Genomic DNA, 26,398 nt, shown 5'->3' on the forward strand with positions numbered 1-26,398 from the left:
CTTGATTTTTAGATACATTGACAATGTTTTCAGTAGTATTACTGATTAGCATCGAGCTCAATGCTCGTATCTTATGAAAGGAGCACTCATGGAACAACAACCAAAAAAAGCAGCCTTGCTTTCATTGATTCCTGGGTTGGGACAAATCTACAACAAACAAAAAGCTAAAGGTTTTATCTTCCTTGCTGTAACAGTGGCTTTTGTCCTCTATTTTATAGTACTTGCAGCACCTGAATTGAGCAACTTAATCACGCTTGGTGAAAAACCTGGCCGTGACAACTCTCTCTTCATGTTGATTCGTGGTGCATTCCACTCTATTTTTGTAATTGTTTATCTAGCCTTTTATATTCTCAATATTAAAGACGCTCACACTATTGCAAAACGTATCAATAATGGCATCCCTGTCCCATCGACACTTAAGGATATGATTAAAGGTATCTATGAAAATGGATTCCCTTACTTGCTTATCATTCCATCTTACGTTGCCATGACATTTGCAATCATCTTCCCGGTTATTGTAACCTTGATGATTGCCTTTACTAACTACGATTTCCAACATTTACCACCAAACAAACTCTTGGATTGGGTTGGATTGACTAACTTTACAAATATCTGGAGCTTAAGTACCTTCCGTTCAGCCTTCGGTTCTGTCCTTTCTTGGACTATTATCTGGGCTTTATCTGCATCTACTTTGCAAATCGTACTCGGTATCTTTACAGCTATTATTGCTAACCAACCATTCATCAAGGGTAAACGTATCTTTGGTGTTATCTTCCTTCTACCTTGGGCGGTTCCAGCCTTCATCACTATCTTGACATTCTCAAACATGTTCAACGATAGTGTTGGTGCTATCAATACTCAAGTTTTGCCACTTTTTGCTAAGGTTCTTCCTTTCTTAGATGGCGTTCTTATCCCTTGGAAGACAAATCCAACTTGGACTAAAATTGCCTTGATTATGATGCAAGGATGGCTTGGTTTCCCTTATATCTACGTCTTGACTCTCGGTATCCTACAGTCTATTCCAAATGACTTGTATGAAGCAGCTTATATCGACGGTGCAAACGCTTGGCAAAAATTCCGCAACATCACTTTCCCAATGATTTTGGCCGTTGCGGCACCTACTTTGATCAGCCAATACACCTTCAACTTCAACAACTTCTCTATCATGTACCTCTTCAATGGTGGTGGTCCTGGTAGTGTCGGTGGTGGAGCTGGTTCAACCGATATCTTGATCTCATGGATCTACCGTTTGACAACTGGTACAGCTCCTCAATACTCTATGGCAGCTGCTGTTACCTTGATTATTTCAATCATTGTCATCTCTATTTCTATGATTGCATTCAAGAAACTACACGCATTTGATATGGAGGACGTCTAAGATGAATAACTCAATCAAAATCAAACGTAGACTGACTCAAACCCTTACTTATCTTTACTTAATTGGACTTTCAATCGTTATTATCTATCCTCTTTTAATCACGATTATGTCAGCCTTTAAGGCCGGTAACGTTGTGGCCTTCAAGCTCGACAGCAATGTTAATTTCAGTCTTGATAACTTCAAAGGGCTCTTTACAGAAACCTTGTACGGCACATGGTACCTCAACACTTTGATCATCGCTTTGATCACTATGGTTGTTCAGACAAGTATTATCGTACTTGCTGGTTATGCCTATAGCCGTTACAACTTCTTGGCTCGTAAACAAAGTTTGGTCTTCTTCTTGATTATCCAAATGGTGCCAACAATGGCCGCTTTGACTGCCTTCTTTGTTATGGCCCTCATGTTGAACGCCCTTAACCATAGCTGGTTCCTCATCTTCCTCTACGTCGGTGGTGGTATCCCTATGAATGCTTGGTTGATGAAAGGTTACTTTGACACCGTGCCAATGTCTCTTGATGAGTCTGCAAAACTAGATGGTGCAGGACACTTCCGCCGCTTCTGGCAAATCGTTCTCCCTCTTGTTCGCCCAATGGTTGCTGTACAAGCACTCTGGGCCTTCATGGGACCTTTCGGAGACTATATCCTCTCTAGTTTCTTGCTTCGTGAAAAAGAATACTTTACAGTTGCCGTTGGTCTACAAACCTTCGTCAGCAATGCGAAGAACTTGAAGATTGCCTACTTCTCAGCAGGTGCTATCCTCATCGCTCTTCCAATCTGTACACTTTTCTTCTTCTTGCAAAAGAACTTCGTTTCAGGACTTACAAGCGGTGGCGACAAGGGGTAATATACCCCCCGCCACCCTTTTTCATTTTTGACCTTGTACATCGATTGTCTGGTGAGAAACAAGAGCTTGCTGAGATTACCTTGTTAGTTAGTGGACGAATCATAACAAACATTCACTTTTATCAAGGATTCTACTATCCCCGCTTGAAATAAAAAACATTTCTCTATATAATACTCATATAGAAAAATGCCTATAGAAAGAGATTTATGTTACCATATCCATTTTCTTATTTTAATAGTATTTGGGGATTTCGTAAACCCCTCTCTCATCGTTTTGGTCTAAACTGGTTTCAACTGATTTTTACCAGTATTTTCTTGATTAGCTTATCCATGGTACCTATTGCTATCCAGAACAGTTCTCAGGAAACCTATCCTTTAGAGATGTTCATCGATGATGTCTATGCTCCATTGACGGACGAAGTCGTTCAGGATCTAGCTACCAATGCTCAGATTGTAGATGGAAAACTAAGCTATACTGGTTCGACTCCTCATCAAGCTTCTGTACAAATCGGGGCTACTGCTAGTTCAAGTTTCCCTGAGGAATTACTTCTTAGCTTTGAACCCGAGCAACTCGTCATCAGTAAGCAAGGAAAAGAGTTAACCAGCATTCGCTATCATGCTATCACAACTGATAGTTTCCAAAGCAAGGAAAGCTTGACTCAGGCTATTTCTAAAGACTGGTATCAACAGAACCGCGTCTATATCAGCCTCTTCCTGGTCTTAGGTGCTAGTTTTCTCTTTGGACTTAATTTTTTCATTGTAGCTTTAGGTGCTAGCCTTCTGCTCTACTTCACGAAAAAATCTCGTCTCTTCTCATTTAAGACCTATAAAGAGTGCTATCATTTTATTTTGAACTGTTTAGGATTACCAACTTTACTGACCCTGGTTCTAGGTCTCTTGGGGCAGAATATGGCGACTTTGATCACTGTTCAAAACATTTTATTTGTTCTATATCTGGTCACTATCTTTTATAAGACTCATTATCGTGATCCAGACTACAAAAAGTAGGAGATTATTATGCCTGTTACGATTAAAGACGTGGCCAAAGCTGCAGGAGTTTCTCCTTCAACCGTAACCCGTGTTATTCAAAACAAATCAACGATTAGTGACGAAACAAAAAAACGAGTTCGAAAAGCAATGAAAGAACTCAATTATCATCCTAATCTAAATGCTCGAAGTCTTGTTAGCAGTTATACCCAAGTTATTGGCTTGGTCCTTCCTGACGACTCAGATGCCTTCTATCAAAATCCTTTCTTCCCATCTGTCCTCCGTGGTATCGCCCAAGTCGCCTCTGAAAACCACTACGCCATTCAGATTGCGACAGGTAAAGATGCCAAAGAGCGTTTAAACGCCATTTCACAAATGGTCTACGGAAAACGTGTGGATGGGCTTATCTTCTTGTACGCTCAAGAAAATGATCCCTTGGTGCAACTGGTTGTCGAGGAGCAATTCCCCTTCCTCATTCTTGGAAAATCACTTTCTCCCTTCATTCCACTTGTCGATAATGACAATGTCCAAGCTGGTTTTGATGCGACAGAGTATTTCATCAAAAAAGGATGCAAGCGCATTGCCTTTATAGGAGGTACTAAGCGACTCTTCGTAACACTAGACCGTCTGACAGGTTACGAGCAAGCACTTCAAGAACACAATCTGCCTCTTGATACTAATCTGACTTACTTTGCTACTGAATTTCTTGAAGATAATGGTTATCGCTTTAGTAGACTTCTCTTCAAACACAATCCAAATATTGACGCTATTATTACCATTGATAGTCTCCTTGCTGCAGGGGTCTGTGATTACATCGCAAAACACCAACTGGATGTCCCTGTCCTCAGCTTCGACTCAGTCAATCCCAAGCTCAACTTGGCGGCCTATGTCGATATCAATAGTTTGGAGCTTGGTCGTGTTTCCTTTGAAACTATTCTCCAGATCATCGATGATGCTAAAAACAACAAACAAATTTGTTACCGCCAGTTGATTGCCCACAAAATCGTTGAAAAATAAAAACCAACTCTCTATTTTGAGTTGGTTTTTTTGTATCCTATTTACCTGAACAACTAGTTTTCAACTTCGACAAATCGCCCAAGAATATGGACATTTTCTGAGACAGATACAAAGGCTGTCGGATCAACTTGTTTCATGATGAGTTTAAAATCATTAAACTCTGCACGAGTGATAACTGTAATCAAAACCGCCTTACGCTCGTGGTTATAAGTCCCTTCAGCATCGTGAATCATGGTCGCACCACGGTGCAATTTATGATGGATTTTTTCAATGACTGCATCAGGATTGCTAGTGACGATCATAGCCTGCATGCGTTTTTGTTTGGTGAAAACTGCATCTGTTACACGGCTTGAGACAAAGATCGTAATCATGGAATAAAGGGCATATTTCCAACCAAAGGTCAAGCCAGCAATCAGCATGATTGTCCCGTTCACTAGGAAGGAGATGCTTCCAACGTTACGACCTGTCTTCTTGCGAATAGTCAGACTGACAATATCTGTTCCACCACTGGAGATGTTATGGCGTAAAGCAAAGCCGATTCCCAGTCCCATGACGACTCCCCCAAAAAGGGCATTGATAATGGGATCCTCTGTCAAGGTCATAACTGGTACAATCTGGATAAAGAGGGAACTCATGGATACTGTGATAAAGGTAAAGATTGTAAACTTATGCCCAATCTGATACCAAGCCAAAATCATCAACGGAAAATTGATAGCATAAAAGGTTAGCGATATCGGTATGTAAAAACCAAACCAGTGATTACTCAAGGCAGAGATAATCTGTGCCAGACCCGTCGCGCCACTGGAGTAAACGTGTCCTGGTTGAAAAAAGAAATTGACTGCTACTGCTGACAAAAAGCCATAAACCAGAGAAGCCGATACTTTCTCATCATATTTTTCCCGAGAGATACTTTGTAAAACTCGTAAGATTTTTATCTGATAAGCAAAGCGGCGCAAATAATAGTGCCACTTTTTAGTTAGTTTCGTTTGTTTCATCTTGTTCTACTTGTAGATTGAGTTCTTCTAATTGTTTAAGAGCTACTGTTGATGGCGCTTGGGTCATTGGGTCAGTTGCTTTGTTGTTCTTAGGAAAGGCAATCACTTCACGGATATTTTCTTCCCCTGCTAAGAGCATTACAAAGCGGTCAAGTCCGATAGCCAAGCCACCGTGTGGTGGGAATCCATAGTCCATGGCTTCCAAAAGGAATCCAAACTGGTCATTAGCTTCTTCAACTGAGAATCCTAGGGCCTTGAACATGCGTTCTTGGAGTTCTTTTTGGTTGATACGAAGGCTACCACCGCCAAGCTCATAACCGTTCAAGACGATATCGTAGGCAATAGCACGAACCTTAGCCAAATCTCCTTCAAGCTCATGCGCAGTATCTGCTTGAGGAAGAGTAAATGGATGGTGGGCGCTCATATAACGACCTTCTTCTTCAGACCATTCAAACATTGGCCAGTCAACTACCCAGAGGAAGTTAAATTTGTCGTTATCAATCAAGCCAAGCTCTTTGGCAATACGTCCACGAAGGGCACCAAGTGTTGCATTGGCTACTTCAAGCGTATCAGCCACAAAGAGAACCAAGTCTTTATCTTCAAGACCAAGCGCACTTGTTAAATCGCCTTGAATAGCTGTCAAGAATTTAGCAACAGGTCCGTTCAATTCCCCATCAACAACCTTAACCCAAGCAAGACCTTTGGCACCATACTGTTTGGCTACTTCTGTCATTTTGTCGATGTCTTTACGTGAGTAGTTATCTGCAGCACCTTTGACCACAATAGCTTTAACTGCAGGAGCTTCTGAGAAGACTTTGAAATCTACTCCCTTGACAAGATCTGTCAAGTCCTGAAGCAACATGTCAAAACGAGTATCAGGCTTGTCAGAACCATAAAGAGCCATGGCATCATCATACTTCATACGAGGGAATGGTAGCGTTACTTCAATCCCTTTTGTTTCCTTCATCACGCGCGCAATCAAGCCTTCTGTGATATCTTGGATTTCTTGCTCAGTAAGGAATGAAGTTTCCAAGTCAACCTGAGTAAATTCAGGCTGGCGGTCACCGCGCAAGTCTTCGTCACGAAAACATTTGACGATTTGGTAGTAACGGTCAAATCCAGCATTCATCAACAACTGTTTTGTAATCTGCGGACTTTGAGGAAGTGCGTAAAAATGCCCTTTATTGACACGAGATGGCACCAAGTAGTCACGCGCCCCTTCTGGTGTTGACTTAGAAAGGAATGGCGTTTCCACATCGATAAATTCCAACTCGTCCAAGTAGTTGCGGATCGAATGTGTCACCTTGGCACGAAGCTTAAGGTTCTCCAACATCTCTGGACGACGAAGGTCAAGGTAACGGTAACGTAGGCGTGTATCGTCGTTTGCCTCAATGCCATCCTTGATTTCAAATGGTGTTGTTTTGGCTGTATTAAGCACAGTAAGAGCCGTTACATTCAGTTCAACCGCTCCAGTCGCCAGTTTATCATTTGCCTGCTCACGTGCTGCAACCTGACCAGTAACCTCGATGACAAATTCACTACGAAGGCTTTCAGCTGTTGCCATCACATCTGCAGAAACTTTTTCAGGGTTGATAACTAACTGCATGATCCCTTCACGGTCACGAAGGTCGATAAAGATCAATCCACCCAAGTCACGACGACGGGCAACCCATCCTTTCAAGGTAATTTCTTGTCCGATGTGCTCCTCACGAACACGACCAGCATACATACTACGTTTCATGTTTTCTCTCCTCTTGTATTCTGTTACTATTTTACCATAAAAGCGCAGGCTCTTCATGAAAATCAGCAGAAAAGTTGAGAGAATCCTCTTATAAATGAAAAAATCCAGCAAAGTCATTCGCTGGATTTAGGTTTTCTTTATTTTTTACGCTTTTCAGCAATCCCTTCTGTTTTCTTAGGAAGGACAATTTCTGTCACATAAGCTGTCGCAAATCGTATCACTCCTGCGATAGGAGCAAAGATAATCGCTAGATTGTTATAAAAGAAATCCCCCTTAATGAAATAGACAAGTAGGCCGATGACAAAGAAGAGAAATACAGCCTGAATAACTGCTAATAATAGTACTCGTTTCATGATTTCCTCCTGAGTCTATTATAGCATGACTATCATTAAAAATGCGATTAAATTATTCAAAGCATGTAGGGCTATACTATAAGCCAAACCACCTTTACTGATATAAGCCAAGCCCATGCTAAATCCAAGTGAAGCATAAACTAGGAACTGTAGTGGAGTTCCAGGAAAATGAACAAGAGCAAAAATGAGACTACTTACAAGAAGAAAGATAGCTGTTTGCTTGATGTTATCTTGCTGAGGGAAGACAAAGCGAGCTAACATACCTCTAAATGTTAACTCTTCTGTCAGAGGTGCAAAGACAACCACCATAAAGAAAGAGAAAAGAGGTTGATTATGAGTCAATTCTTCTACCATCTTTTGATTGGCTGATGGATCATGTGGTAAAAAGTTTTCTGCAACAATGACAAGGACCCATACCAAAGCTGGTAGCCAGATGTATTTGTTAAGGGCCGTTTTTTCTATTGTAACAGTTCCTGTCTTATACCACTTGTAGGTAACGAAGGTAAAGATTCCTGCTAATAAGACATAAACAGGGACAGCAACGTAGCTAGGTGCTCCCAATATCAAGGCAGCTAAACCTACGCCCTGAATAAAACTATAGACCATAAGAAATGATAAGAAGGCAAGGCTATACCAGCCAATATTTTTAAGTGTTTTCATAATATTCTCCTATTTGAAATAACGTTTTGTTTTGCGCAATTGTGCAACATTGGTATACAAATGGATGACAACTGCCACCAGCAGAGCAACCAACTGTACTTGACCTAATACTACAGATAGAACTACTAAGACAACGTAGATCCCAGGAATGAGGAGCTGATTGACCTTGAATAAGATCAAGTAAGCTTCTTCCATCTCAGCCTGTTTTTCTCCCTCATCATAAGTGTCAAGGTAGTCCAAAACTTCCTTTGGAGTCGCCATAACAGAAAGTTTGTAGTTACGAATCTTGCTGGTGATTTTTAGACAGTAAGCACCCGCCCAGATACCTAAAACTATCAAAAGTAAGGATGCTGCTGATGGGCCTAAACCTCCCAAATCTATCAGTAGGCAGGAAAGCATACTAATTTGGCAAACATTCCAAGCTACTGTAGCATAATCTAAGAAGCGATACGTAGCAAGGTAGTCTTGCTCATTTCCTTCATCCTCTTCCTCTCTTTGATAATTCTGATAAGCCTGATGACTTTTTCTAGTGAAATAAAATGTTAGGATTGCCGTAATCAGCCCCAGACCAAGAAAGAGTGAGCTCAAGGCAATGATTACTTGCTCTTGACTGATCCCTAAAGGATTAACACCAAGAAAACCGGCAAGTATTCCTAATAAAACTCCTGCTATAAAAAGCTTGAGTGCAAAAATAACATGTTTCTTTTCCATCTTTTAACCTCTTTCTAAAACAAGCCAGACAACCATTGACCAAAGGCTTTCCCTGATTCAAAAATAGCTGTCAAACCTTCTGCTCCAAGCGATACCAAAAGCAAACATACAACTAATAAGAGAATAGCTTGCTTTCTTGCTTTCTTCGCTCCATCTCCCAAGGGTTCATTGCCAAGCCAACCTGCTAGATAAGCATAGGCTGTAACTGTTATAATCCCAATCTCCGTCGAAGAGAGGAATAACAAGACTGTCACCAAACGAACGATATTGGCTTGAATGTTAAAATAATTTCCTAAACCTGCACAAACACCTGCAAGTGCTTTGTTCTCTGTATCGACTTGAAAACCCGCTAAAAACTCTTTCATAACTTTTCTCCTTTTAAGATCTCTTTAAACTTTATCTTTTTCTCTACCCATCTAAAGACTAATAGTAAAACTATGTTAATCCAGAAGAGATATTTACTTTCAACAATTGTAAACCAACCAAATAGGCTTCCAATCATAGCCAAAAGATTTACGATAAACACAACTATAGATAGATAATAAATCACTTTATATTTGTTCATCACTCATCCTCCTCTAAGCGAAAGACTGACTCGACTGGCTCATGGAATATCTGAGCAATCTTCAGGGCAATGACGATGGATGGCGTGTACTCATCCCGCTCTAGCAAGCTGATGGTTTGCCTGGACACGCCAGCTAGTTTGGCTAGCTCTGTTTGATTCAGGCCATCGCGAGCCCGAAGCTCTTTTAGACGATTTTTTAGCATGTCTTTTTTCTCCTTTGTTCTTTATCTTGATTTTATTGTAACACATCTTTTTATTTTTGACAAGCATATTTGTCAAAAAGTTTAAGATTTTTGTCATTTTGTAAAAGAAAACGGTCAGGAATGGTATCCTGACCGTATTTTTTATAGTTGATAAAAGATTGCTTACTCAGCTGATGGAGCGTCTTGACTTTCTTTCAGCTGGTTTTTATCATCCTTCTTGTAATCTCTTCTGACGATATAAAGGGTTGCTAGACTGATGAGAGTCAATACAGCACCTGTAATCCTTCCTTTTTGAGAGAAGACAAATTCTACTTTGTGTTGTCCGGAAGTAATCGGGAATGAAATAAAGCTGTTCCATGCTTTTGTCACAGGGACATCCTTGCCATCTACTTTCACCTTCCAACCCTCACTATAAGGAATAGAGGTCATCATGTATTTACTATCGTCAGTAATATTCACTGAACCGACGATATGAGTATTCGAGAACTTCTCAACTTGTAGACCTTGTTCCTTCCGCTTTTCTAAAGCACTTTGAATTTGACTGATTTCTGCTCGGTAAACTCCTGCGTTTGAAAGGTCAACCTTGTCTGTTTTAAAGCGGAACTCCAGTACAGACTCTTGATTCTCTGCATTGTCAGCGATTTGCCATAGTTGACGTTGCGTATTTCTCTTGGAATGAGTGAACCACTTGCCGTTCAGAAGGACGGAGTAATCTTTCTCTGAATTTAGACTTGCTGGTACGAAGAAATAATAGGTCAAGTTTGTTCGCGGAGTAATTCGGTAGCGAACGACTGCATCCTTAGAAGAATCCACCCGCTTGTAGACTGCAGTTCCTTTTTCTTTATCGACATTTTCCTCAGTAAGATTTTCTGTTTCAACATCTCCGTAGGCTAGGGGTTTGAAGTAGTCGAGGTAATTCTCTTCGCCTTTTTTCACGCCTTCCATAGAGTTAAGGATGATATTTTGATTTTGGATAGCGTTATTTCTACCAAAGTTGATGTTTCTTACTAAATCATTTGTTCCATAGGCTAATGGGAAAGAATTTGGATTTTCGTACACGATATAACGTTCATCTTCGTAGACCTTCTGCGTGAAATAACGGTTCATATCAAAACGACTGGCAAAACGTGTGAAATACATTCTCTCAGGATGAGCTTCTTTCTCAGTAGGATCCAGGTCTTTGACATCCATATAGTAGCGAATCCCATATAATGCATCCGTCAGAGGAGTCCCATTTTCATACTCTGTCGCTGCATTAATCCCTTGGTCACCCATAAAGGCAAATTGATCCATGGTCGTACGCTCTAAGCTTGAACTGAAGGTACTTAAACCTGGGTAGGAAACAAGCGATGGCACTGTTTTTGAATAGGCAAAGGTTGTAGCAATTCGGTAGAATGGTTGATCTGCTTGTTTCTGAACATCGTCTGTCACTTGTTTTACAGATACCGTTGCATCTACAAACTTGTCTACATCTGCATACCCAAAGGTCACTTGAGAAAGATAGGCATTATAGCCTAACTCAAAGATTGTTAGGGCAGACACGGCAAGAATGGCTAGTCTGGTCATTCTTGTGCGCAATAAGAAGATAACTGCCAAATAGACCAACAAGGTTAATACAACCTGAGATAAGAAATAACCTGTTTGGAGAAGAATTCCTAAAAGAAGGACGACAGCACCAGCTATCAATAGCACCATTTTTTTCACTTGAGGAGCTTTACGAGAACGACTCCAATAGAGATAAGAGCAAGCTGCAGTGATAGCTATTAGTAAAACCCAAAACACAAGAACATTCTTTGATAGAAATTGAGTCAAAGCTTCTGGCTGAGTTTTTGGAAGATAGGTGAATTTCTTTGTATAGAGATAAATTGCTGATAAAACGAGCAACACCACTGAAAGCAACTTCCCTCTGCGAGAAATTTCTACTTGTCCCTTAACTACCTGATAGGCTAAAACGAGCATAAAGAACGAGAATAACCATGAGAAACGGAAGAAGAATCCAGCTGGGTTTTGTCCCATATGCCAGATTTTACTTACAAATTCATTGACAAAGGAAATGAAGAAGACAAGGGTGACCGCACCTGCAGCCCAACGTTTTTCCTTGGCTACCTGCTTCGATGTAAAGTAGAGGATAAAACCTAGAAATCCTAAAGCACCAATGTAGATATTTGGAAGGTTAGGTCCAGCCGACCAGCCTGAGGCAGTATCAAAACCACCGATAGCTAACTTCGACAGGATATCCACAGGATTGATCTGAAAGGCGAAGGAGAACTTCATGGCATCTCCAACCTGCCCCTTACTCTCAAGGAGATTGTAGAAAACTGGCACAATCAACACCGATGCCGTAGCAACCCCAATGACAGAGAAGGCAAATGTTTTTACCAAAGGACTCAAGAAGTGTTTCAGCTTCTGTTTCAGAGTTCCCTGGATAGAGAGGCGTGATGAAACATAATAGCAAGAGTATAGGACGATAAAAATCGAAATCATATACCCCATATAGAACTGCAGAAAGACTGTTAGCCCTAAAATAAAGGCATAACGATAGGGTCTTCCTCCATCCAAGAGCTCTTCCAGATAAACGATAACGAGCGGTAGCATAATCATGGCATCATAGAAAATGACGTTCATCTGATAGGAAACGAGCATCCCTGAAAGAGCATAGGCTGTTGCAAACAAAGGCACCAACCACACACGAGATTCTGCTCCCTTATAGCGCTTAATCAGGAAATGAGAGAAAGATAATCCAATCGCTCCATATCTAAGCCAAATAGTCAGGAAAACTGCTAAACCATAGTGTTTGAAGGGGATAATAATATAAAAAATATTAAAGGGACTCATCAAGTAATAGCCCAAAACCCCTATCATGTCTCCACCGAGAGATTTAGTAAAAGAGTAAGTCAGACTACTCAAATCACCAGTAAGTACCGCATGTTTAAGTAAGCCAAAAAAGCTGATATACTGCTGACCAAAGTCAACTGCCATCAGACTTTTATTCCCAAAGGGATAGCTACCCATGAAGAACCAAACAACCAGCATGATGGTCATCGGTAGTAAGGCACTTATCGTATAAAGCAAGGCTTTAGGGTGTTTCCCTTTTAACTCTTGCCAACGCGTTAACCACTTATCCATGTTTGTTTTCTCCTATGTCTTCTTAACCAATCTTATCTTTTTCAGCTTGGTCAATATTACTTTTCGCGACGATAAAGTGAGGACGTTGCTTCACCTCGTAATAAATCTTTCCGATATACTCTCCAAGCACACCGATGAAGATCAGCTGCACACTGCTAAACAAGATAATGGCTGCTATTGTGGTGAAATATCCACTCGTATAGTCGGAAGAAAAGATAAATTTACAAAACTCATAAACAATGTAGAGAAGAGACAGAGCCATGCTGACAAATCCAAATTGGATACAAATTCTAAGAGGACGATCATTAAATGAGATAATCCCCTGGAAAGCATAGTTCATAGACTTCTTAAAGCCGAATTTGCTTTTTCCTGCTTTACGAACTTCGTTTTTATAAGGGATAACCTTCTCTTTAAAACCAATCCACTCATAGAGCCCTTTATTAAATCGATTGTACTCAGGCAGCGAAACAAACACATCCACAGCTCTCTTGCTGAGGAGTCGTAATTCAGATTTCCCGTCTGTTAACTTGACATCCATGGAATGGTTCGAGAATTTATAGAAACTACGAGCAAAGAAGCTTCCTACAAATGACTCCCCTTCTCGACTTCTCTGACCACTGACAATATCGTATCCTTCTTTATAAGCTTCTACAAAGAGAGGAATCAGATAAGGCGGATGTTGCAAGTCTCCATCCATCACCATAACCGCATCGCCAGTTGCATACTTAAAACCAGCAAGAATTCCACTCTCGCGACCAAAGTTTCTACTAAAGCTGATATACTTGACCCGTGGATTTTCATCCGCAATAGCATCGATTAGTTTTAGTGTGCTATCGCTACTGCCGTCATCCACATAGAGAATTTCGTAGTCAGATAGTTCTTCCGATAAAATCATACTCTCTAACTTCTCAGAGATGGCTTTATGCGTTTGAGCTAGAACTAATTCTTCATTTAAAAGAGTAATAAGAATTGATAGTTTCATCTAAATGCTCCATATACTATTCACTTTTAAAAAAGGAGAGAACCTTGCTCTCTCCTCTTTAAAGAAACTAAACTATTACTTGTTAGAATATCTACGTTTCAATACAACTGTACTTGATAAGATGACGATTCCCGCAAATACCAATCCAGTTTCTACTGATTCACCAGTTTGAGGAAGTTTTGGTTTCTCCTCCGTAGTTGTTCCAGGAACGTCTGGTTTTGAGGTTGTCGTAGTCGTTGTTGTTGTCGTTGATTTTTCTGTTGTAGTTGTTGAAGTGGTTGTTGGTTCTTCTGTTGTCGAAGCTGTCGTTGGCTCTTCTGTCGAAACAGTAGTTTCCTCAGTTGTCGCTTCTGTTGTTTCTGAAGTTGAACCTGTAGTCACCTCAGTTGTTGCTTCTGTTGTTGAAGTTGTCGTCGGCTCTTCTGTTGTTGTCGTTGTTGTAGTTGTAGTCGGCGCTTCTGTCGTTGTGGTTGTCGTAGTTGTAGTCGGCGCTTCGGTTGTTGTTGTCGTCGAAGTTGTAGTCGGCGCTTCTGTCGTTGTAGTCGTTGAAGTTGTCGTCGGCTCTTCTGTCGTTGTTGTCGTTGAAGTTGTCGTCGGCTCTTCAGTTGTTGTTGTCGTTGTGGTCGTAGTTGTTGTTGTGGTTGTTGTGGTTGTAGTTGTCGTTTTTTGGTCTACAATCGTCTTCTCTACTGGAGCTTTGGGTGTTTTAAATTCACCAGCTTCCACAACAGTATCTGCCGCCAACTCATAACCTTCTGGCGCTTTAATTTCTTTAATGATGTATTTGTCACGCAAGATATTTTGAACAGTAAATTCACCATTCGCATCTGACTCAAATTCACCAATAACTTGACCAGTTGCTTGACGAACAACTTGGAATTTCGCACCCTTAAGAGGGCCGTTTTGGTCGTCTACCTTAGTAACTTTGATACTAAATTCGTAACCAATCCCTTCACCACCGGCAATTTGGATTTTCACTGTACTGTTTGATGCGTATTCATCCTTATTACTTCCCTTGATAGTAGCTTGGTTAAGAATTCTTTCACCATCAACAACATCATAGTTCACATCTGCCCAATATTCAATGGCAAATTGGTCGTCTGCAGCAATGTTACCTAGGTTAATAGAAAATGAATCTCCATTAATAATCACTTTATAGTCAGCTGTAACATCTTTTGCGTTCTTGAGTACCCATTTACCATTGGTATATTCCCAAGTTCCTTTTTTAATCTTGAAACTTCCTGGCTTGTATGTGATACCTTTTGATTTCAAGGTATCTGTAACAACAGCATCATTGATAACTTCATTGGTTCTATTTACAGAAATTCGGAAACCAAGCTCTTTGTTTCCTACTTCGCTCCAACCTGATTTAATGATAGAGTAGCGGTAGCCTCCACCAATCGTCCCACTTGTGACTTTACCAGTGAATTTCTCTTTATCATTTACAGATACTTTAACCGGAACTTCTCCATCATTTGGAGATTTCACTTTATTGACTTGAGCATAGAAGAAGAAAGAACCTGAAACGTCATTTTTTTCTTCTACAAATTTTGTAAAGGTCAAGATAATTTTACCAGCAGTGGCATCAACCTTTGCATTAGCTATCAATTTACCGGTAATTGAGTCATTAATTTCAAAATCCTGAGACTTAATATCAATCGGAGAAGCTATGCTAACTTCTGTTGTATCTCCAGCTTTAACATTTTTCCCCTCTAAAGCAAATTTTGCATTCAGACGGAAAGTGTCAAACCGGCCAACCGGTCCTGTCAAAGCCCCACCCTTGTCATTTTGAATCTTGACTTCTGTGATAACATCCACTTTTTTAGATGTATCAGCGTGCACCTTTCCAGATGACACAACAAAAAATACTGCCAATATAGAGATAAATAATGACAGCACAAAACTAGTTTTTACAAACTTTTTCATTATGGCTCCCTTTTCTTTTTAAAATGACAATATAAAATTATCAATTTTAAAATTGATTATATCATATTTATTTATTATTGCAAGTGATTGAAAGTATTAAAGTATTTTTTTCACCCTTATTTAGATACATTTAGATTTTTTGTAGCTCTAAAGTACAAAAAAATTATTATTTTAGTCAAAAACAGACTAATAAAGTTCGGATTTTTTATACATGAATTCTTATAATATTAAAAGGAGAGAATCTTGTTCTCTCCTTTTTTAAGAAACGAAACTATTACTTGTTAGAATATTTACGTTTCAATACAACTGTACTTGATAAGATGACGATTCCCGCAAACACCAAACCAGTTTCTACTGATTCACCAGTTTGAGGAAGTTTTGGTTTCTCCTCCGTAGTAGATGTCCCAGGAACGTCTGGTTTTGAGGTTGTCGTAGTCGTGGTTGTTGATTCTTCTGTTGTTGTAGAAGTTGTCGTTGGCTCTTTTGTCGTGGTTGTTGAAGTGGTCGTTGGTTCTTCTGTCGTTGTAGTTGTTGAAGTTGTCGCTGGACCTTCTGTCGTTGTGGTTGTAGAAGTTGTCGCTGGTTCTTCTGTCGTTGTGGTTGTAGAAGTTGTCGCTGGACCTTCTGTCGTTGTAGTTGTTGAAGTGGTCGCTGGACCTACTGTTGTTGTAGTTGTCGAAGTGGTCGCTGGTTCTTCTGTCGTTGTAGTTGTTGAAGTGGTCGTTGGTTCTTCTGTCGTTGTAGTTGTTGAAGTGGTCGTTGGTTCTTCTGTCGTTGTAGTTGTTGAAGTGGTCGTTGGTTCTTCTGTCGTTGTAGTTGTTGAAGTGGTCGTTGGTTCTTCTGTCGTTGTGGTTGTTGTAGTCGTGGTTGTTGTGGTCGTAGTTGTAGTAGTAGTCTTATCTCCACTACCCTCACCTGAACCTGTTTCTAAACGAGTCAATGCACTGACTGAACGAGATTTTTGGAAGTTACTTGCTGACCATTCCAAAACATTGGCAACTTTAGTACCTTTTGGAAGTTCTGAAGTCAATTCTGTTGTGTACTCAATGTACATTGCCCAGTTCCAGTTGTCACCAAAGTTAATGGTGAACCCTGTGATTTTACCATCCGCATTTCGAGTGAATTCAGCTTTTTTGCTAAAGTTATCGATTGGTTCCAATTTAAGAAGAGCTGCTTCATTTGGAATCTTCTCTGGTTGAGTTGCATAACGAACGGCACGGAAAGAGCTTTCTACCAAGACTTGTCCACTATCACTAAAGTCATCCTTGATAACCATGTTGTTTAATTTATCTTGAACTGCGTTCAAAACAACACGCCACTTGATACGTTTAGGATTTTCTGAATCTTGGTAACCATATTTCATTTCATAGTCACCAGCTTCACCGTCTGTTTTATCATAATTAAGGGTATAATTTTCTGTCCCGAATTGGAAAGTATATTTACCCGATTCTGGTAAGTTGGTTACATTTGGACGCACTGAATATTTCAAAGTCATTACCTTATCTTTGTAATTCTTAGAGAAATAATCGGTAAAGGTAATCGTTACTTTTTGAGTACTTGGGTCTGTTACTGCATTCCCAATTACTTCACCACTGCTATGGGTAATTGGAAATTCTAGTTTAGTAATCAAGCCCAATTCTTTAGGAAGATCAAGCACCAGTACATCGCCTTCTTTAATTTGTTGAGTATCAGGGAAAGAAATGGTATTGGTTGCTTCCAACACTTTACCTGTGCTGATTTGAGTTTCCGATGTCAATGGTTGACCATCAACAGTGATTGTTGTTTTATTGGTATAGTCTGTAACATCAGCCGCAAATACTGTTGTCAGTACTGTCAAAGATAACACGATTATACCTAAAAATGCAAACATCCGCATCGCGTTCTTTTTAAAATGATTCATGATTGACTCCTCTTTATTAATCAGATATATCATAGCATTTTTTGAATTCGTTTACAAGAGTTTTTCTTATTTTTTAGCATTTTATTCTATTAAATGTTCAGTTTTTCTGAGACCTTTTTTGTAAAATTTGATTTTAACGGTCGTCTTTTTTATTACTAAGTAAAAAGACCAGGGAAAATCCCTGGTTTATTACTTGACTATTAAAATCCTAATTTTTCAAATACTTCTGAGAAGTTTTTGCTAATAGTTTCAAGCGAAACTTGAACTTCTTCTCGCGTTTGGTTGTTCTTAACCTTGACTTGTCCACTTTCGACTTCGCTCCCTCCAAGAGTGATAAGAGTCTTAGCTCCAAAAACATCTGCTGACTTAAACTGAGCTTTAAGTTTACGATTGAGGTAATCACGCTCCGCTTTGAAGCCTTGTTGGCGAAGAGCTTGTACCAACTCCAAAGCCTTCAGATTAGCCTCTTCACCAAGGACAGCAATGTAGACGTCTAGGGCGTTTTCGATAGGTAGGGCCACACCTTGCTTTTCAAGGACTAGAAGAAGACGCTCTACACCAAGTCCAAAACCAAATCCAGCAGTTTCAGGACCACCGAAGTAAGCAACCAAGCCATCGTAGCGACCACCTGCACAGACTGTTAGAGCATTGCCCTCAATCTCTGTGATGAACTCGAAAATGGTGTGGTTATAGTAATCCAAACCACGCACCATATTGGTATCGATGATATAGTCTACTCCTAGATTCTCCAACATCTGACGAACAGCATCAAAGTGAGCTTGGCTTTCTGCATCCAGGTAATCCAAGATAGATGGTGCATTCTCCACAGCTACCTTGTCTTCTTTTTCCTTCGAGTCCAAGACACGAAGAGGGTTTTCCTCCAAACGACGTTGGCTATCTTTAGACAAACTATCTTTGAGCGGTGTTAAGTAGTCAATCAAGGCTTGACGATAGGCTGCACGGCTCTCAGGATTTCCAAGAGTGTTGAGGTGTAGTTTGACACCTTGTATGCCGATTGCTTTCAAGAAGTGGGCTGCCATAGCGATCGTTTCTACATCGGTAGCTGGATTGCTAGAGCCAAAGCACTCCACACCAATCTGGTGGAATTGGCGCAAACGCCCTGCTTGTGGGCGCTCATAGCGGAACATTGGGCCCATGTAGTAGAACTTGCTTGGCTTTTGCACTTCTGGTGCGAAGAGTTTGTTTTCCACATAAGAACGAACGACTGGAGCAGTTCCTTCTGGACGGAGGGTAATATGGCGGTCACCCTTGTCATAGAAATCATACATTTCCTTGGTTACGATATCGGTTGTGTCTCCAACAGAACGACTGATGACTTCGTAGTGCTCAAAAATTGGGGTACGTACTTCTGCGTAGTTGTAGCGTTTGAAGATTTCACGCGCAAATCCTTCAACGTACTGCCATTTGGCAGAGTCAGCAGGTAAAATATCCTGCGTTCCTTTTGGTTTTTGTAATTTCATAGAGAATCCTCTTTCTAACTTAATAGTCCTATTTTACCATAAATAAAGGGATTGGGACAGTCAGAGGAGTAAAGAAATAGCTTTAGTCTATTCCTCTTTCATCTAGTTTCCGGACAAATAGCAAATATCAGCCAGTATTTACAATCTAAGCCAGGCATGATACAATGAAAACCATCAGATATACGAAGGAGAACTTATGAAAAAGAATATCTTGACAACCCTTGTTGCTGCCCTTGTCTACTTTCTCTGTATCGGAGTGGGGGTTCTACTAGGGAACCTCGTCGACCACACTGGAAATATGTTTTACGCCCCTGCCTTTTCTGCTCTTGTAGGTGGTAGCGTCTATATGATTCTTTTAGCCAAAGTGCCTCGTTTCGGAGCGATTACATCGATAGGACTTGTGATTGCTCTCTTTTTCCTCGGGAGTAAGCATGGTGCTGGAGCCTTTCTGCCAGGTATTATCTGCGGTCTTGCAGCAGATGGCATCGCTCACCTAGGACATTACAAGGATAAGGTCAAGAACCTTCTTTCCTTCCTAGTTTTTGCCTTTGGTACTACTGGTCCCATCCTACTCATGTGGTTGACCCCTCAAGCCTATATCGCAACTCTAGTCGCTCGTGGAAAATCTCAGGACTATATCGATCGCATTATGGTTGCACCGAATCCTACTAATATCTTCCTCTTTATCACAAGTATTCTCATCGGCGCTCTACTTGGTGCCCTGATTGGACAAACACTTAGTAAGAAATTAGCACATAAAACATCATAAAAAAGAGCCAGGTGGCTCTTTTTTATTTATGACTTAATTTCTTGGTCAAGAAATCTCCCAAAAATTGGATAGAAAAGATAATCAAGATAATGATGAGGGTCGCAAGAATAGTCACATCGTGATTGTAACGGTTAAAACCATAAGCGATAGCTACGTTACCGATACCTCCAGCCCCAACTGCTCCCGCCATAGCTGTTTCACCGACTAGTGAAATCAAGGTCACAGTCGTCACGCGGATCAAATCTGGAAGTCCTTCTGATAGGTAAACTCCTACGATATCCCAAAATGTCGCTCCACTTGCTTGAGCCGCCTCAATGACACCACCATCAAGCTCTGATAAAACTACTTGAACCTGACGAGCAAAGAAGGCAAAAACTGCAAAAGAAAGTGGTACGATAGCCGCATTTGGACCAATGCTTGTTCCTACGATTAGATGAGAAAAGGGAGACAAGACTGCCAAGAGAATGATAAATGGAACCGCACGGAAGATTGAGGTAATCTTATCCAAAACCCAAAAGACAAATTTATCTTCTAAGACGCCACCAGGTCCAGTTAAGACGAGGAAAAGTCCTGCAACTAGCCCTAGGAATCCTCCAATGATAAAGGAAAGAACTGTCATATAAAGAGTCAAGTAGATTGCTGTTCCCCAGCCTGCTTGGCCTAACCAGCCCATCTTATAGACATTTGGTAAATATGTTTGAATCAAGTCTGCCATCTTACTGTCCTCCCTTCAATACTTTTAGTTGCACACCAGCCTGATGGATAGCTTCTTGAGCTTTTGCCAGTGCTTCTTTTTCTCCTGACAAGACAACTACAAGCTCACCAACAGGAGTGCCATCCAAAATTTCGATATTCCCATAGAGAATATTGGCTGTTACTTGGTAGTGTTTGTATAATTCATTCAAAAGTGGCTCATCTGTAGAAGCGCCTGCATACTTGAGTTGTACCAAAATGCTATTTTCAGATAAGTGCTCCACGATTTCTTGCTTTTCAATCTTGACCATAGCTTCATCGATACCAGTAGCCGTTGAGATAAAGTCCTGGGTCAATGGTTGCTTAGGATCTGAGAAGATTTCAAGAACGCTGCCCTCTTCAATCAAGCGACCATCCTGCATAACTGCCACACGATTAGCAATGTCTTTGACAATCTGCATCTCATGCGTAATCAAAACAATAGTCAAGCCTAGTTTACGGTTCAATTCTTGCAAGAGTGACAAGATTTGTTTCGTCGTCTTTGGATCAAGAGCTGAAGTTGACTCGTCAGAAATCAAGATTTTTGGATCATTAGCCAAGGCACGCGCAATAGCCACACGTTGTTTTTGTCCACCAGAAAGTTGCGAAGGATAGTTTTCAGCACGGTCAGCCAATCCGACCAAGTCTAATAATTCAGCCACTTTAGCCTTCTTATCTTTCTCACTGAGTCCAGAGTGTTTGAGGGCAAAAGCTACGTTTTCCTCTGCTGTCTTCTGACTCATAAGGTTAAAGTGTTGGAAAATCATCCCAATATCTTGACGCTTACGACGTAATTGCCCGGCAGTTAAGGTTTCTTTACCATCGAAAATCACATCATCATCTACAGTAATTCGACCTGCAGATGGTTTTTGCAAAAGGTTGATAACACGAACCAGGGTTGATTTCCCTGCTCCAGAATATCCTACAATCCCGTAGATATCCCCTTCTTGAATGTGAATGGTCACATCCTTGACCGCTGTGATGGTTCTTTTCTTTTGATGAAAAGTCACATCGATCTGGTCTAATTTGATAATGTCTCTACTCATAACTTCTAATCAGCTCCTCTACTAATTCAATATGGGTATAATAATCTGCGATTCGCACATTTTCATCTCCACCATGGTCTCGGCTATTGGCATTCCCTAGACCAAAGGCAACCATAGGTACTTCTAAGGCATCAAATACCGTATGCATTGGACCTGTACCAGCTGTTGTTGGCAAGACAGATACACCCTGTGGATAGAATTTCTTGGCCAGCTCAATGACATTGAGAATGGATGGTGCACTCATATCGCTTCGATAACTCATCTCACCCAAAGTATAGTACAATTCTACCTTATCAAAGCCATTTTTGTCTAGTTGTTTTCGGATTTTCTCCAAAACATCATGGGGTTCAAGCCCTGGAACCAAACGGACTTCTAGCTTGGCACTAGCCTCTGCTGGCAAAATCGTTTTAACTCCTTGACCTTGATAACCAGACTGAATTCCTTCGATATTGAGCGCTGGTTCAAAGAAAAAACGTTTTAGAAAGGCGGTACGTTCCTCTTGTAAAAGTGGCAATTCCAAGCCATAAATCTGACTGATTTCCTCTGGATTGCGTTGGGCATAGGTTTCAACCAAGGCTAACTCACGTTCGTTTGGTTCCTGCACATCATCGTACAAACCTTCTACCAAGATACGGCCGTCGGTAGCGCGAAGACTTGTCAAAGCTTGAATGAGATACCATGGAGCTGATTCGATGACTCCACCATAGCTAGAATGGATATCGACGTCTGCACTTTTGAACTTGGCATCAAAGGTCACAATCCCCTTGTTTCCACCAGAGATTTCTAACTGTTCTAAAGCATTCTTTGTTCCTTGTTCCCAGACTAATAAATCTGCGCCTCGGAGTTTGTCCGCATGTTTTTCTAAATATTTATCCAAATCCATAGAGGCCGATTCCTCTGCCCCTTCCATGATGAAGCTGATATTGACTGGGAGATCATCATGATGTTGCATGTATTTTCTCAGAGCGCTCAAGCGAGCAGTGATATGCCCCTTGTCATCGTCAACCCCGCGTCCATACATAATGCCATCACGCACAGAGAGTGTAAAGGGATCCTCGGTCCAAACTTGATCACCATCTGCTGGCACTGTGTCATAGTGGTTGTAGAAAATGATAGTCTTGGCATTTGGTCGTGAACTTTTGAAATGTGCCATGACAAAAGGCGCTGTATAGCTCTCGTCAATCTCAACTTCTGCACCAACACGTTTAAAAATCTCACCTAGATAACGAGCTACCTCTTTCAGGCCGACTTGTTGGGCAAAGACTGATTTTTTAGAAATCAAAGTACGCAAAACTTCAAAATAATGTTGCGCTACATGATCCTTTTCAAACTTTTCAATTTGTTCTTCTTGGCTAGGGAAAACCATTTTCTCTCTACCTTTCTACTAGGACTTGTACCTTTAGAATCAATACAAGTGGATTTCATTTGTTTTAGGCTCTATATAAAAGCAAGAGGTGGAAAAATCTCTCCCACCTCCCTGTGTTTATTACCAAACTGGTTGATCCAAGCCGTCTGAAGTTTCTTCGATGACTTTTTTCACTTCGTCAGTGTGGTAAGCTGCGATAATTTTCTTGATTGCATCAGCTTTAGGTGATGATTCCCAATCTTTTTTCGCAACGATGATGTTATACCATTGTTTTGAGTTTTCGTCAGCTTGCTCTTTAAAGAGTGCTTTCTTGTAGTCCAATTTTGCTTCTGTAACAAAAGTGTTGTTTACAACAGCTGCATCAACTGATGACAATGAACGAGCTGTTTGGCTAGCGTCCAATTCAGTGATTTTCAAGTTCTTTGGATTTTCTGTGATGTTTGCGATTGTCGCAAGTGCAGTTCCTGAAACATCCAATTTAATCAAACCAGCTGATTGAAGAAGGTAAAGGGCACGGCTTTCGTTTGTAGCATCGTTAGGTACTGCGATTTCACCGTTATCTGGGATTTCTTCCACTTTAGTGTACTTGTTTTCACTTCCGTTTAAACCTGAGTAAAGACGGATTGGTGAGATGTAAGTATCCGCAATCGCTACAAGATCTTTACCATTTTCTTTGTTCCAGTTGTTCAAGAAGTTGTAGTGTTGGAAAGCGTTCAAGTCTACTTCACCATCAGCAGTTGCTTTGTTTGGTTGTGAGTAGTCTGTAAACTCTGTGAATTCCAATTTAATTCCGTCTTTTTCAACCAATTCTTGGACTTTATCCCAACGTGCTTCTTCTGAACCGCTACGGTTAACAGTCGCAATTTTAACTGTAGTTGTATTGTCCGCTTTCTTGTCTGAATTTCCGCAAGCTACAAGTGTAAGGCCTGCTACTGTAGCAATCGCTGCTACGCTTAACCATTTTTTGATTTTCATGATTCTTTCTCCTTTAAAAATAATACCGTAATAGTATCTCATACTTTATTTGATTTAGCAAATTGTTATTAGATAGACAGACATATAGTTTGAAACTATACATATTAAGCTGATATTAGACCTATCCTCGGATCTATCATTCTACAAAAAAGCCATCTAGCTGATTACTAGATAGCTTTTAAGATTTATTCACCTTGTCTTCTGCGTCGTGTTACGATGCCTGCTAAGCCGAGACTCGCAAGTAAACCGTAAACTCCAAACAGAGTCGCTTGTTCATCTACACCTGAGTTTGTTCCTGTATTTGGTAATACTTTAGTAGAAGCTTTTTCTCCAGGTTTTTTAGTTTCTGCTCCTTGAGGTTTGTCAGCAAGTTTACGAAGATCAAATTCTGGAAGTGGGTCTTGAATTGGTGCATTTTTTGGTAGCCCAATAATCATTCCGTCTTTTTCTGCCACTTTCAGCATATTCTCTGCTTCAAGTACATCTAATAAAGCTTGTAGCTTCGCTTTAGCTTCTGCCAAGGCTGTTTGAGCCAATTTCAACTCAGCTTCTGCTTGATCACTAACTTTCTGTGCATTTGCTTTATCAGTTTCTGCTTGCTTCAAGGTTGTTTCCAAGGCTGATGCTTGACCTTTCAAGGTCATTGCTTTATCGCGTTTTTCTTCTGCATTTTTAATAGCTGTAGCCAATTCTGCTACCTTGGCTTGCAAGGCTTTTAGATTTTGACTTGCTTTAGTTGCTTCTTGTGATTTTGTAGCAACTAAGTCAGCTTTTGCTTTCGCATCTGCAGTCAAGGTTGCCAAATCAGATTTCGCTTGTTCCAAGTCTTTTTTAACTTGTTCACGTGAACTTGATAAATTATTGGCTTGTTTATTTAATTTATCCAAAGCTACTAACAAGTCAGCTTTTTTAGTTTCAGCAGCTACTTTTTTCGCATCTTTGTCAGCTTTTTCTGCTTTCAATGATGCAAGTTCAGCCTTAAGGTCAGCAGATTTGTCAATAACTGTTTTTTCAACGTATACAAAGTGATGCTCAGGCAAGAACTTCATGCGTTTACCATAGAAAGTCGGATGCAATTTATCATCGTCCTTAAAGGCATAGAAATTAGACGTGTATTCCTTCACTGTTTCAGGTGAATAGGCATTACTTGTATATGTATAATAAATGTTATTAGGATTTTTTCCTTCAATCGTTCCTTGGGCAACTCCTACTTTCCCTCCAACCGGTGTAAGAAGGGCTCTGCGGTGTCCGTAGTCGATTCCTTTTATATTATTAAAGTCTGCATACCAAGCTAAAAGGATTTTATAAGCATACTGTTTATAACTCATAATCTTATCGTAATTATAAATCGTTTGACCATTTTTAACTTCCACAAAGTTTGGTCCACCATCTGTTCCAGGAATTGCATAATCCATTCCGATATTTTCTACACGAACATCTTCTCCATCTGGGTGTGATAACTTGGTATCATGGCTTAGGATACCAGTAGTAGCCATTTCATTTGAACGTTCTTCTGCATGTTTAATGTAGGCTTCGTCTAGAGCTAAGTCTTGTGTAACACCATTCGCACGACGGAGTTCATTTGCTACCTCAATGAAAGCTTCTGTCAATTTGCGATTATCCACAACAAACTTAAAGACTGGTCTTGTTTTATATTTGGATGGATTTGCATTATAATCAGCTAAAGCCTTAGTGAAGCGTTTCATTTCTTCAGTTGCTTCTACTTCAACTTCACGAACACCTTGGAAGGCAACATTCTCCATCAAAGGATTACCTGAGGCGTCTTTAGGACGATATTGCTTGTTATAGTCATAACCATCCTCAGATGCTGGAGCTTTACGACCTTGTTCTTCTGGATTCAAGACATTTTTCAAGACTGTTGGTTTGTAATTGTCAAGTTCCTTTTGTTTATCTGCTATCTTATTCGCTACTTCACTTGCTGCTTTAGTCTGTTCTTGAAGAGACTGATTTGCCTTTTTAACCTCGTTTTCTGCATTAGAGATTTGATTTTTAAGACTTTCATCAGTCATACCATCTAGTTCAGCTTGTTTAGCTTTTACCTCTGCCGCTTTAGCATCACGCTTTTCATTGGCAGATTGGCTAGCTTCTTTAGCTGCAGTTTCTGCAGATTTAGCTGCTGTTGCTGTAGATTCTGCATTTGCCAAAGCTTTGTCAGCTTCTGTTTTTTCAGCGCTCTTCTCAGATGCTACTTTTGATTCTTCTTCGATGATAGCATCAGCATTTTTAGCGATATTGATAGATTCTTTTGTCTCAGCAACCTTTTTATCAGCCTTGGCTAAGTCCTTTTTAGCCTCCGCTTCTTTTGAAGCTTTTTCATCTACAGACGCTTGAGCTTTCTTAACTTCCTTTTGCGCATCTGTAATCTGTTTTTCAGATGATGATGGTGTAACAGCTTTTTCCTTAGCATCTACAGGCTTTTCATTAGCTTGAACTTCCTGATTTATCGCACTTGCTGCTAACAAAGCAGTCGCTAATGTAAATGAGGATAGAAATTTTTTATATTTCATGACAATCTCCTTTAAAGGTATTATATACTATTATAATCTATGTAAACGCCTTCTGTCAAAGAATATGAGGCAATCCAGTCGTTTTTTTGAATGTGCTTACATAAAAAATACCCC

General features: G+C 40.3%; 23 protein-coding genes. 5 read left to right on the top strand and 18 right to left on the bottom strand.

The window, feature by feature from the left end; all coding sequences use genetic code 11:
- Positions 1-88 precede the first annotated feature (88 nt).
- The 4 genes from KBU52_RS07400 to KBU52_RS07415 all read left to right on the top strand — a co-directional run bounded on the left by KBU52_RS07400 (position 89) and on the right by KBU52_RS07415 (position 4,225).
- Positions 89-1,378: a carbohydrate ABC transporter permease gene (locus tag KBU52_RS07400; protein ID WP_281137565.1), complete on the top strand. Its 1,290-nt coding sequence runs from the start codon at positions 89-91 to the stop codon at positions 1,376-1,378.
- 1 nt (position 1,379) lies between these two features.
- Positions 1,380-2,222: a sugar ABC transporter permease gene (locus KBU52_RS07405; RefSeq protein ID WP_254724668.1), complete on the top strand. Its 843-nt coding sequence runs from the start codon at positions 1,380-1,382 to the stop codon at positions 2,220-2,222.
- A gap of 206 nt (positions 2,223-2,428) precedes the next feature.
- On the top strand, positions 2,429-3,229 hold the full coding sequence (locus KBU52_RS07410; protein ID WP_254724667.1) for a DUF1189 domain-containing protein: 801 nt from the start codon (positions 2,429-2,431) through the stop codon (positions 3,227-3,229).
- 9 nt (positions 3,230-3,238) lie between these two features.
- Entirely contained in the window at positions 3,239-4,225 is a 987-nt protein-coding gene (locus tag KBU52_RS07415; protein WP_254724666.1) for a LacI family DNA-binding transcriptional regulator, read from the top strand.
- A gap of 53 nt (positions 4,226-4,278) precedes the next feature.
- On the opposite strand, the gene KBU52_RS07420 is transcribed toward KBU52_RS07415, so the two are convergent.
- The 13 genes from KBU52_RS07420 to hisS all read right to left on the bottom strand — a co-directional run bounded on the left by KBU52_RS07420 (position 4,279) and on the right by hisS (position 18,868).
- Complete coding sequence (locus tag KBU52_RS07420) at positions 4,279-5,220, bottom strand: YitT family protein (RefSeq protein ID WP_254724665.1); 942 nt, start codon at positions 5,218-5,220, stop codon at positions 4,279-4,281.
- Positions 5,198-6,961, bottom strand: coding sequence for an aspartate--tRNA ligase (gene aspS, locus KBU52_RS07425; RefSeq protein WP_254724664.1), 1,764 nt, complete (start codon positions 6,959-6,961; stop codon positions 5,198-5,200). The genes KBU52_RS07420 and aspS overlap by 23 nt, the downstream gene beginning before the upstream one ends.
- Positions 6,962-7,098: 137 nt before the next feature.
- The gene (locus KBU52_RS07430) at positions 7,099-7,314 is read right to left on the bottom strand and encodes a hypothetical protein (protein WP_004250454.1); all 216 of its coding nucleotides are present in this window, start codon (positions 7,312-7,314) and stop codon (positions 7,099-7,101) included.
- An 18-nt stretch (positions 7,315-7,332) separates the two neighbouring features.
- Positions 7,333-7,974 (bottom strand): CPBP family intramembrane glutamic endopeptidase, encoded by a 642-nt coding sequence (locus tag KBU52_RS07435; protein WP_254724663.1) that lies wholly within the window; start codon positions 7,972-7,974, stop codon positions 7,333-7,335.
- A gap of 9 nt (positions 7,975-7,983) precedes the next feature.
- Complete coding sequence (locus tag KBU52_RS07440) at positions 7,984-8,685, bottom strand: DUF3169 family protein (protein ID WP_254724662.1); 702 nt, start codon at positions 8,683-8,685, stop codon at positions 7,984-7,986.
- A gap of 14 nt (positions 8,686-8,699) precedes the next feature.
- A complete protein-coding gene (locus KBU52_RS07445; RefSeq protein WP_254724661.1) occupies positions 8,700-9,050 on the bottom strand; it encodes a PspC domain-containing protein in 351 nt (116 codons plus the stop codon).
- Positions 9,047-9,250, bottom strand: coding sequence for a hypothetical protein (locus KBU52_RS07450; RefSeq protein ID WP_006154979.1), 204 nt, complete (start codon positions 9,248-9,250; stop codon positions 9,047-9,049). The genes KBU52_RS07445 and KBU52_RS07450 overlap by 4 nt, the downstream gene beginning before the upstream one ends.
- Entirely contained in the window at positions 9,250-9,453 is a 204-nt protein-coding gene (locus tag KBU52_RS07455) for a helix-turn-helix transcriptional regulator (RefSeq protein ID WP_000916944.1), read from the bottom strand. Before KBU52_RS07455 ends, KBU52_RS07450 begins: the two co-directional genes overlap by 1 nt.
- Positions 9,454-9,615: 162 nt before the next feature.
- Positions 9,616-12,579, bottom strand: a complete 2,964-nt coding sequence (locus KBU52_RS07460) for a YfhO family protein (RefSeq protein WP_254724660.1) — start codon at positions 12,577-12,579, stop codon at positions 9,616-9,618.
- A 22-nt stretch (positions 12,580-12,601) separates the two neighbouring features.
- Positions 12,602-13,561, bottom strand: a complete 960-nt coding sequence (locus KBU52_RS07465) for a glycosyltransferase family 2 protein (RefSeq protein WP_006153165.1) — start codon at positions 13,559-13,561, stop codon at positions 12,602-12,604.
- A 75-nt stretch (positions 13,562-13,636) separates the two neighbouring features.
- Positions 13,637-15,487, bottom strand: coding sequence for an LPXTG cell wall anchor domain-containing protein (locus tag KBU52_RS07470; protein ID WP_254724659.1), 1,851 nt, complete (start codon positions 15,485-15,487; stop codon positions 13,637-13,639).
- 274 nt (positions 15,488-15,761) lie between these two features.
- A complete protein-coding gene (locus tag KBU52_RS07475) occupies positions 15,762-17,387 on the bottom strand; it encodes an LPXTG cell wall anchor domain-containing protein (RefSeq protein ID WP_301798465.1) in 1,626 nt (541 codons plus the stop codon).
- 200 nt (positions 17,388-17,587) lie between these two features.
- Positions 17,588-18,868, bottom strand: a complete 1,281-nt coding sequence (hisS, locus tag KBU52_RS07480) for a histidine--tRNA ligase (protein ID WP_254724657.1) — start codon at positions 18,866-18,868, stop codon at positions 17,588-17,590.
- A gap of 196 nt (positions 18,869-19,064) precedes the next feature.
- On the opposite strand from hisS, the gene KBU52_RS07485 reads away from it, so the two are divergent.
- Complete coding sequence (locus tag KBU52_RS07485) at positions 19,065-19,637, top strand: MptD family putative ECF transporter S component (RefSeq protein ID WP_254724656.1); 573 nt, start codon at positions 19,065-19,067, stop codon at positions 19,635-19,637.
- A gap of 22 nt (positions 19,638-19,659) precedes the next feature.
- Here the strand turns inward: KBU52_RS07485 and KBU52_RS07490 are convergent, their stop codons facing one another.
- The 5 genes from KBU52_RS07490 to KBU52_RS07510 all read right to left on the bottom strand — a co-directional run bounded on the left by KBU52_RS07490 (position 19,660) and on the right by KBU52_RS07510 (position 26,284).
- Entirely contained in the window at positions 19,660-20,352 is a 693-nt protein-coding gene (locus tag KBU52_RS07490) for a methionine ABC transporter permease (RefSeq protein ID WP_070676987.1), read from the bottom strand.
- A 1-nt stretch (position 20,353) separates the two neighbouring features.
- Positions 20,354-21,415: a methionine ABC transporter ATP-binding protein gene (locus tag KBU52_RS07495; protein WP_254724655.1), complete on the bottom strand. Its 1,062-nt coding sequence runs from the start codon at positions 21,413-21,415 to the stop codon at positions 20,354-20,356.
- Positions 21,408-22,781, bottom strand: coding sequence for a M20/M25/M40 family metallo-hydrolase (locus KBU52_RS07500; protein ID WP_036755324.1), 1,374 nt, complete (start codon positions 22,779-22,781; stop codon positions 21,408-21,410). Before KBU52_RS07500 ends, KBU52_RS07495 begins: the two co-directional genes overlap by 8 nt.
- Before the next feature lie 120 nt (positions 22,782-22,901).
- On the bottom strand, positions 22,902-23,756 hold the full coding sequence (locus tag KBU52_RS07505; protein ID WP_254724653.1) for a MetQ/NlpA family ABC transporter substrate-binding protein: 855 nt from the start codon (positions 23,754-23,756) through the stop codon (positions 22,902-22,904).
- Positions 23,757-23,941: 185 nt separating this feature from the next.
- Positions 23,942-26,284: a hypothetical protein gene (locus KBU52_RS07510; RefSeq protein ID WP_254724652.1), complete on the bottom strand. Its 2,343-nt coding sequence runs from the start codon at positions 26,282-26,284 to the stop codon at positions 23,942-23,944.
- Positions 26,285-26,398 lie beyond the last annotated feature (114 nt).

The sequence above is a fragment of the Streptococcus sp. 9.1(2021) genome, assembly GCF_030466425.1.
GTDB classification, from domain to species: Bacteria; Bacillota; Bacilli; order Lactobacillales; family Streptococcaceae; genus Streptococcus; species Streptococcus wuxiensis.